The sequence below is a fragment of the Ruegeria sp. BB6 genome, from assembly GCF_056539385.1.
In genome coordinates, this window is the sequence record NZ_JBQFUW010000001.1 from 560,748 (window position 1) to 569,869 (window position 9,122).

At 56.0% G+C, this 9,122-nt stretch carries 9 protein-coding genes and 1 riboswitch; of the genes, 5 read left to right on the top strand and 4 right to left on the bottom strand.

Features of this window, described 5'->3' with window-relative positions; translation table 11 throughout:
* The first annotated feature begins 39 nt into the window (after positions 1–39).
* Positions 40–789 carry a creatininase family protein gene (locus ACR0B7_RS02735; protein ID WP_170484825.1) on the top strand — a complete coding sequence of 250 codons (750 nt, stop codon included), beginning with the start codon at positions 40–42 and terminating at the stop codon, positions 787–789.
* Here the strand turns inward: ACR0B7_RS02735 and ACR0B7_RS02740 are convergent.
* The 3 genes from ACR0B7_RS02740 to ACR0B7_RS02750 all read right to left on the bottom strand — a co-directional run bounded on the left by ACR0B7_RS02740 (position 786) and on the right by ACR0B7_RS02750 (position 3,274).
* Positions 786–1,883: a hypothetical protein gene (locus ACR0B7_RS02740; protein WP_170484824.1), complete on the bottom strand. Its 1,098-nt coding sequence runs from the start codon at positions 1,881–1,883 to the stop codon at positions 786–788. The two genes, ACR0B7_RS02735 and ACR0B7_RS02740, sit on opposite strands and share 4 nt — an antisense overlap.
* Before the next feature lie 363 nt (positions 1,884–2,246).
* Positions 2,247–2,888: a hypothetical protein gene (locus ACR0B7_RS02745; RefSeq protein WP_170484821.1), complete on the bottom strand. Its 642-nt coding sequence runs from the start codon at positions 2,886–2,888 to the stop codon at positions 2,247–2,249.
* A 194-nt stretch (positions 2,889–3,082) separates the two neighbouring features.
* Entirely contained in the window at positions 3,083–3,274 is a 192-nt protein-coding gene (locus tag ACR0B7_RS02750) for a helix-turn-helix domain-containing protein (protein ID WP_170484820.1), read from the bottom strand.
* 693 nt (positions 3,275–3,967) lie between these two features.
* On the opposite strand from ACR0B7_RS02750, the gene ACR0B7_RS02755 reads away from it, so the two are divergent.
* The gene (locus ACR0B7_RS02755; protein WP_170484819.1) at positions 3,968–5,110 is read left to right on the top strand and encodes a site-specific integrase; all 1,143 of its coding nucleotides are present in this window, start codon (positions 3,968–3,970) and stop codon (positions 5,108–5,110) included.
* A gap of 259 nt (positions 5,111–5,369) precedes the next feature.
* Here ACR0B7_RS02755 and ACR0B7_RS02760 read toward each other — a convergent pair whose 3' ends face one another.
* Entirely contained in the window at positions 5,370–6,326 is a 957-nt protein-coding gene (locus ACR0B7_RS02760; RefSeq protein WP_170484818.1) for an NAD(P)-dependent oxidoreductase, read from the bottom strand.
* 100 nt (positions 6,327–6,426) lie between these two features.
* Here ACR0B7_RS02760 and ACR0B7_RS02765 point away from each other — a divergent pair, with 100 nt between their 5' ends.
* The 3 genes from ACR0B7_RS02765 (at position 6,427) to cobW (ending at position 9,117) form a co-directional block, all read left to right on the top strand.
* Positions 6,427–7,311: a LysR substrate-binding domain-containing protein gene (locus ACR0B7_RS02765; protein ID WP_170484817.1), complete on the top strand. Its 885-nt coding sequence runs from the start codon at positions 6,427–6,429 to the stop codon at positions 7,309–7,311.
* A 72-nt stretch (positions 7,312–7,383) separates the two neighbouring features.
* Positions 7,384–7,590, top strand: a riboswitch (cobalamin riboswitch).
* A 94-nt stretch (positions 7,591–7,684) separates the two neighbouring features.
* The gene (locus ACR0B7_RS02770; RefSeq protein WP_170382407.1) at positions 7,685–8,065 is read left to right on the top strand and encodes a DUF1636 domain-containing protein; all 381 of its coding nucleotides are present in this window, start codon (positions 7,685–7,687) and stop codon (positions 8,063–8,065) included.
* Entirely contained in the window at positions 8,062–9,117 is a 1,056-nt protein-coding gene (gene cobW / locus ACR0B7_RS02775) for a cobalamin biosynthesis protein CobW (protein ID WP_170484816.1), read from the top strand. The genes ACR0B7_RS02770 and cobW overlap by 4 nt, the downstream gene beginning before the upstream one ends.
* Positions 9,118–9,122: the final 5 nt, after the last annotated feature.

Consider the following 9,122-nt stretch of genomic DNA (forward strand, 5'->3'; position numbering starts at 1 on the left):
GGTCGTACGGACCCGGCCGTCTTGTCTTTGGAGGGTGTTATGGAGCTGGGCTTGATGACATGGCCCGAAGTGGAAGCTCGATTGACCACAGGTGTCTGCGTGATGCTGCCCATCGGATCAACTGAACAGCACGGCCCGATGGGATTGATCGGCACCGATACAATCTGTGCCAACAGGGTTTCCGTGGCAGCAGCTCAGATATGCGATTGCGTCGTGGCGCCACCCATCGCTTACACTCCGGCGCCCTTCAACACAGGATTTCCCGGAACGGTCTCGATATCCTCCGAGTTGCTCGAGCAGACGATCTTGCAGGTCTGTCAGGGGCTTTTGGCGCAGGGTTTTCTGGGTGTCTTCATCGTGAACGGACATGGTGCGAACCTTGCTCCCGCACGGTCCGCGGCCTCCGTCTTACCTGAGGGCTCAGTCCATATCCAATGCTGGTGGGACCCCGAACCGGTCGCCAGGATGCGGGAGGAATTCTTTGGTAATTGGGAGGGCATGCATGCCACCCCATCCGAGGTTGCGATCACTCAGACGCTTCATGGTCGTAAACCTGCCGGTGTGGCTGTTGACCCGCCGAAGAAACTTTCACCTTCCTACATCGCCGCACACAGTGGTGACATTCATGGGCCACCTGACGAACATCGCCGCGACTTCCCCGATGGTAGGGTCGGGTCGCACTCAAACCTTGCGACGCCTGAGCTGGGTCGGGAATTGTTCACCGCTGCCTCAAAAGCCTTGGCGGACGACTTTGAGACGTTCAGCGCAGTAAGGCGAAAGGCGCTCTAACCGACATCCATCAATCCGACGTTGCGGTCCGGATTGGCAAAAACCTCTGCGGCGCAGGGGTACTCCGCCAGAATGTCTGGTCCACCTTCCAGCCGGTCAAGGTGAAACGTCCCGTCCTCCCAAACGCGCAAGCCATCAATCTCGATTGTCGGATCAAAAACGTTCCACGAAATCTCGCCTGGCGCGTAAGAACCACAGGTGTGAAAATGCAAAACCCGTGGATTGCCAAAAGCTGAGCCGCCCCACCGTTCGAAGTTCTTCCGGATGTCCCATGGAAAACCACATCCGGGATGGATGCCGGCATGCCATGAATGTACAAAATTGCGATCGACGCCCAGGCTGGACGATACCCGGTCATAGTGTTTGTTAGCAGCTGCAACATCTGCCCTGCCGCCTTCAAATCCAGCCAACTGACCAGCTTCGAGAATTGCGAATACGGCCCCCTCAAACTCTACCGTGTAGCGATCATAATAGGCGGATCCGGTCCCTGTTAGAAAGCCGCCCAGGGCGACACGTCCGGAAAACGCATCTGCTGGAACAGGAGAAAAGACGGACATTGGGAACCGCATCGAGGTTGTGTCTTTTGCTTCGGTTACCCCTTGCGGGACGCTACCCGTCACATGGGTGCCGGCCCGGCACGTCAGGCTAATCGTGCGGGACGTCAGAATACAATTGTCCACTGCGTCTTTCGCCCGACAAAATGCACGGTAGTCCGCAAACCCGAAGGACGAGTTCAACAGTTGGCTGTTGAGCGCAAAACACACGACAAATTTCGGGCCCGGCGGCATTTCGGAAAACCGCAACTGGTCACCCAGCCGTGACAGGAAAAGCACCACATCGAAGCGCGAGAAGTGAGCTTTCAGATCTTGCGGCAAGTCGGATTGAACGGCGTTGAAGCCAACATCTATTGTCGAAACGTCGAGGCCCATCGCGCGCGCGCCAGCCGCTATGTCGTGACGGATATCGAGATCAAAATAGCCGAAGTCTTCATGCTCAAAGGCTATTAACAGACGATCTCCTGCTTTCGCTTCGGCACAATTGACCAAGAGATTTCTAACACCTGTAAGAGCGTTCAATCGACTTGAAGTAGACATTCCAAAACCCTCAACACCTTCCAGTATGCCTGAGCGGTGTTTCCTCATACAAAGAACAAAGTGCGTGATTTTAATTGTCAACGCAAAGATGTCCAGCGGCCTCCTTGCTCGGCGATGGGTGACAGCAAATACTTAAGTTTCTTGGTGTTTGTATGATGGTTATGCAGTTGTGCGTGTTCCGTTATAAAGTCCGGTATCTTAAACACACCTGCCAGCTATGAGACCGGTGCCCCACTCTGAGATAGAGGCCGCGCATGTTCACTGCCGTCACCAAGCCGATCAGGATTTTCTCAGCCATGCGCCCGACCTGGCTCCGGAGCGCGTCATCTGTCATTTGGTCGATACGGAATACACGGTCACTCATTAGGCAGCATCCGTTTTCGGGTTTGACCAGCCCTCGTCGTAGAGCGCATTTTGTAGAGGCTCCGGATACGGTCCGAGACTTGGAACCCGGATCGATGTTCCGGGGTAAACCGGTTTAAATCCGCGCATCAGGCTGAAGGCTACGGAGGTCCAACCATCACTTCCTGCACCGTGCGCTTCTTTAAAATCTTTGGACTTTGATTGGACGTTGGGGATTTTCGCCCCGTTTTTTGGGGAATCTCGCCCCTTTTCGTGGGGAATTTCACCCCGTTTTACTTCTAAAATGGGGCAATATTCCTCATTTTCGTGTAAAACGGGGCAATTCTCCCCTATTTGGTCGAACTCTGACACCGGAATTGTGGAAATTTTCGACAGCAAATCGTGATTTATTTTCAAGCGGTTAGATTTGGTTCGACCCACTCGGACCTGTAGTTCGATTAGGTTGTGATCGCGCAAATATTGCAGGTAACTGCGCGCCGTTTTTCGGTCGCATCTGAATTTTACGGCAACGGAATTGACGGAAAGGCTAAACCACCCGCCGCGCGGTGGTTCTTTGTAGCAGATGTGCAGCATCACAGCCCAATGCTGCGCAAGCAGATACCCATCGATGTTGTAAGCAGATTTTAACGCAGCTTTGCTCATAGGGCGCACGCTTCCAATTTGGGAAAACCTGCGTTAATCTGCGTTCAGAAATGCACAGACCGCCGGATTTTCCGGGTTTGTTGTGTAAACGCATCGCCCCTGTAGCGGCGCGTTTTTCTTATTGGCAACGCCTCCCAAGTCGCCCAGAGACGTTGCCGCGCTCAATCAAGATCGCTTAATGTTCAACTTGGAATTCAGGCAACAGTTTCGTCCGAAAAATCGCCCTCCAAGGCACGGACGGAATTTTCACTGATCCGAAAAATCCGAGGACCAACCTTTCGGCCCTCCAGAACACCTTCCAAAATCCACCGACGGATTGTTGCGCGAGAAACCCCGAGGCGCTTTGCGGCCTCCTCACTGCGCAGTGTGCCTTTAATATCGCCCATCGATTCAAACCCCCTTTAGATTCGTTCGTTTAGTACTGTATAAAACGAACGCATCACACTTTTTGATTTGAGTAAAGAGTGCTCTGCGTCTATCTAATCCTTGCGCGCGCTATGTGCGCTAAAATTTTTGAAGGCAGTGAAAATGAAGAGATCAGACCCAATAGAACGCATTAGATCGACCGGCGAACACGACGCCCGCCGTCGGGCGTTGTTTTTCGTGCTGGGCGATGCTCCAGTCACGGACGACACAATAATCCTGATGCGCCACGCCCTTTCCGGCGTGGGCTTCCCCGAGATTGACGACGTTCCCACTCCTCGTCTTCGCCTTTGGTTGATGGCCTGTAGCGCCTTGCGCGGGCTATTCGCCCCAAATGAGGTCGGAGAGTACTGGCCAGAAACAGAACGAATTCAAGCTGTGGCTCCCAGCGTCGCCCAGAGCGGTGTCGTGGATGGTTGGCTGGTTCCGATGATCGACGCCAAAGGGAACTGGCAGTTCGTGTCGCCGCACCCACTGGGGCAAGTGCTAGCCGATGGATTGCATCAAGCTAGGTCGGGACTTCCCGTAAGAGACTGCGAATGGTGCGGCAACGTGTTTGCCCCGGATCGCAGAGACAATCGATTTTGCAAACCGGGCTGTCGGTCTGCTCACAATTCGCGAGTACGGCGGCAATCATCCAAAGAAAGGGCTCAGTCATGAGAGGCAGCGTTGAAAAACTCAGTAGCAAGACCAAGGGAGTCCGCTGGCGGGCGTCCCTGAAATACAAAGATCGTGGTGGCAAGTCACATCGACCGTCCAAGACGTTCAGCAGTAAAGCCGACGCAAACGCGTGGCTGGCCGTACAGGTCGTCTCTGCCGGGTATGGTGGCACCTTGGCAAAAGGCACCGTCGGGGTGTTCCTGCGCGACACACACGCCGACCGGGTAAAGAACAAAACCATCCGAACGAACACCGCCAAGGGCTACGCTCACAAAATACGGTCGTGCATCGATACCATCGGCCACGTCAAATTGCGCGACGTGCAGGCTGATGATGTAAATTTTTGGATCGGCAGGATGACCGAGGACGGTCTGTCCAAGTCAACCATCGTTCAGGCTCGGAACATCGTTCACAAACTGTTCAAAATCGCAGTGGAAACGAAAAAGCTACAATTCAATCCAGCCCACGGAGCGCAGATTCCGTCGATGAAAAGGCCACCCAAAAAGAAGCCGGACACGCGCGAAAACGCAATCCTGTTCCTGCGCGGGATGGACGAGACCAAATATGGCGTCATCTGCCGCCTCATGGCAATGACAGGCACTCGCCGGTCTGAGGCCGGGGCGCTAACTTGGGACAACGTCGACTTGGAACGTGGCACCATTCACATTGAGCAGATGCTTGAATTTGGCGACCCGGATGAAACTGGTAATCGCTGGCACTTCAATGAACCGAAGTCGGCCACGTCAAACCGGACAATCCCAATACCACCAGTTCTGGTGAGCCTCTTGCGCAAGCACCAGACTGCGCAGAAAGAGCAGCGTCTGAAAGCTGGTGAACTCTGGAACGGCGCGGATAATCTTGTGTTTTGTGACGAGATCGGTGAACGCCTGAATCTGAATGACATTACCAAGACAGCGCGCGAAAAACGCATTGCGCTAGGCTTACCCAAAGCGACGCAACCGATCCACGGTTTGCGGCACTTGTTTGGAACGACGCAGAATGCGATCAAGACCGAAGTGAAGACGATCTCGGCAATGATGGGTCACAGTCGGGCGTCTTCAACAATCGATCTTTACATTGAGGCCGACCAAGATCAGGCGCAGGAGGCGGCTGCAAAAATGGGCGATTTGTTTGGATGAAACGGAGCGTGAACACCTCAAAAAATCGTGGAAAGTTCGGGGCCACAGATTTGATCGTTGCGTTTTGCGTTCGCTTTATGAGCGTTAAAATGTGGCAAAAAGCTTTGTTTACAAATACTAATGCGCGTTGTTAGTCTTGATCGCGAACGCTGTGAGTCTCGTTGTACGGTTTGCAAATCCGTGTACACCGGTTCGATTCCGGTACTCGCCTCCATCTCCTCAATATGACCACGATATTCCCGCGCCGCGCCGAATTGCGTCATTCGGCCCCACGACCCGTCGGGACTACCTCATAGCCGGGCTCTTCCGGCTCATCGTCTTCCATTTCAACGGGAAACCCGGGAGCGGTGATGTCCAGACCTGTCGCGTCCTCAAGACGGCGAATAATGTTGGGAGAGAGCTCTCGGTCGCCGTAACGCGCTATTGCATCGTCAAAAATACGCATCATCAGCGGGTTCATTTCCAGCGGGACACCCGCGCGGTCTGCGACCTCTTGAAACAGGCCAATGTCCTTTTTCACAAGATCCATGGTGAACGAAATATCCCTTGAACCGTTCAGGATGACCTGACTTTCGGTCTCGTGAACGAATGAAGTCCCCGAGGAGATCTTGATCGCTTCGTATGTCGTATTCAGGTCCATCCCCGCAGCCTTGGCCGTCACCAACGCTTCGGCGCAGGTAATCAGATTCGCCGTTGCAAGGTAGTTTGTCAGGACTTTCAACACAGAAGCGGATCCCAGATCCCCGGTATGTAGAATACGCCTGCCCATTGTTGTCAGGAACGGCAATATGCGCTCGAAAGTCTGTCTGTCACATCCCGCGAAGATCGAGATATTGCCCGTTGCCGCGCGATGACACCCACCTGAGACCGGGCAATCAACGGCAGCCCCTCCGCGGTCCATGACCAGTGCGCCCAGACGCTTTACCTCGGCTTCGTCTGTCGTGGACATCTCCATCCATATCTTTCCTGGCCTAACCTCGGGCAACATGTCCTGCATCACAGCGTCCGACGCTGCAGGAGACGGCAGACACGTGATCACGGCATCGCAATCGCGCATCATTTGCGCTGGGTTTTCGGCGGCCTGCGCGCCTTTGGCGACAAATTCGGAAACCAGATCCGAGCTTAGGTCATGGACGACCAGATCAACGCCGTTTCGCAAAAGCGAGCCTGATAGCTTCGCGCCGACATTGCCCAATCCGATAAAGCCCACTTTCATAGCGATTCCTCCCGATAGATTCACCCCGACTATCCTTGTTGCGAAACACGAACTGAAACGAATAATAATCGGCTTTATGACATGAATTTTTTGGTGATAAATGGATCGTGTTCCCAACCTCGTATGGCTGCGCAGCTTTGAATCCGCGGCACGGCACTTGAATTTCACGACAACGGCGCGTGAACTTGGGCTGACCCAGACCGCCGTATCACTGCATATCCGGTCTCTGGAAGCTGAGCTGGGCCAGCAACTGTTCACCAGAAAAGCACGGCGGCTGGACCTGACCGAGTTGGGCCAGTCCTATTCTCTGACAGTCAGACGAGCGCTAGCCGATATCTCGCTGTCCACCAACAGCCTGTTCGGTCCAACATCGCGTCAGACATTGACGGTAAGGGCTGCGATCTCAACGGCGACATATTGGATCGCCGCCGAGTTGCCAGATTTCTGCGCACGGCATCCAGATACTCCAGTCCGCCTTGTGTCACATATCTGGAATGACAACCTCGCTCCTGATGACGTGGATGTCGAAATCAGGTTGGGATACGGGGACTGGCCGGGTGTGACGTCGGAAAAGCTGACCGAGGAAAGGCTGGTTCCCGTAAAACGCGCAGGCGGGGCGCTGTCAAAGCTGAAAGACCTGCAATCCGGCCCCCTGATCCACATCCTTGGATACGAGGACAACTGGGCACGTTATTTTGAAGCGACCGGGCTGGCGCATTCCAGCATGCCGCCGCTTTATTCTGCCGACACCTCTGTCGCTGCGCTGCAACTGGTGATGGCCGGAGCGGGTTATGCGACGATATTGGAGCGTTTTGCCAGAAACGCCATTGCCCAGGGCGCGCCCATTGAACTGGCCGGACCCGCGATTCCCTTTGCGCAATCGCACTACCTGATCTGCGGGCCAGAAGAACCTCATCCCTCGGCGGCGGTCTGGCTGTTTCGTGCCTGGCTGCGTGAAAGGGTGGCAGAACATGCCGCTGACTGACATTGGCTGGTCGCTTTTCCAACCTAGAGGATTTCAGACCGTCCGCCACGCTTGACAAGCCCCCCGCCCGTGCCGCATGTCCGATCCGTTGGTGTCCTCGATAGAGGATGAAAAGGGAATGTGTCAGCGGATCTTCCGTAAAACACAGCCGCCCCCGCGACCGTGACCGGAGAGGGTGCCCAAAGCCACTGGCCGAAAGGCCGGGAAGGCGGGACATCCGACAGAGGCCCGCCTCTGACATCCGCAAGCCGGGAGACCTGCCAGCACCCGAAGATGTAACCGGACGGGGTGTTCCGGTGTCGGGCCCATGTCGCAACACGTGGCCCGCATGAGACCCCGTCCCCCACAAAGAGGATTTGGGGGGATGAGAGACATGACCGAGACCGCTCCGGTCGAACTGCTGGTCTGCACCACCTGCCGCCGGGGTCTGCCTGTCGAGGATGACGCGCAGCGGCCTGGCGCTTTGCTGCACAAAGCTCTTGAGCAAGCCGAACTACCAGAGGGCGTGACCCTGAAAGCGGTGGAGTGCCTGTCGAATTGCGATCAGGGATGCTCGATCGTTTTGCGCGGCGGGCCGGATCGCTGGACGTTCGTATATGAGCACCTCAATGAAAGCGACCATGTCGAAACCATCGTCGAAGGCGCGACCAAGTACCTTGCGACCGAAGACGGCCTGGTCAAATGGCGCGAGCGCCCCGAACATTTCCGCAAAAACTGCGCAGCCCGCATTCCCCCGATTGGAGCCCTGAAATGAGCAATCTTGAGAAACTTCCTGTCACTGTGATCACCGGCTTTCTGGGCTCGGGCAAGACCACGCTGGTGCGCCACCTGATGCAGAACCCGCAGGGCAAACGTCTGGCCGTCGTGGTCAACGAATTCGGCGATGTGGGCGTGGATGGCGATATCCTGAAGTCCTGCGCCATTCCTGATTGTCCGGCGGAAAACATCATGGAACTGGCAAATGGCTGCATTTGCTGCACCGTGGCCGATGATTTCATCCCCACGATCGAGGCGCTGATGGCGCTTGAGCCGCGTCCGGATCACATCCTGATCGAAACATCCGGTTTGGCGCTGCCGAAACCGCTGCTGAAGGCGTTCGACTGGCCCGATATCCGGTCCAAAATCACCGTGGACGGCGTAATCGCTCTGGCCGATGCCGAGGCCGTCGCCGCCGGTCGCTTTGCCCCCAATGTCGAGGCGGTGGATGCCCAGCGCATGGCCGACGATTCCATCGACCACGAAACGCCTCTGTCCGAGGTGTTCGAGGATCAGATTTCCTGCGCCGATATCATCCTGCTGACCAAGCCCGATCTGGCCGGTCCCGAGGGCGTCGCCAAAGCCAAAGAGATCATCGCAGCCGAAGCCCCGCGCCCTCTGCCCGTGGTTGAGGTCGCCGAAGGCGTGGTAGACGTCCGCGTCGTGTTGGGCCTTGAGGCTGCCGCCGAGGATGACATGGACGCCCGCCCCAGCCATCATGACGGCCACCACGATCACGAGCATGACGATTTTGAAAGCATCATCGTCGAGCTGCCCGAGCAGACCGACCCCCTCGATCTGGTTGCCAAGATCGAACGACTGGCCAAGGAACTGAATATCCTGCGCGTCAAAGGCTATGCCGCCGTTCAGGGCAAACCGATGCGCCTGCTGGTTCAGGCCGTGGGTGCGCGCGTGCGTCATCAGTATGACCGCCCGTGGGAACCCGGCGAGGATCGCCGCTCGCGCCTGGTGGTGATCGCCGAGCATGACGATATCAAAGAGGCTGAAATCCGCGATATTCTCGTGGGGGTCACCGAGGCCGCCGAGTAAGCACA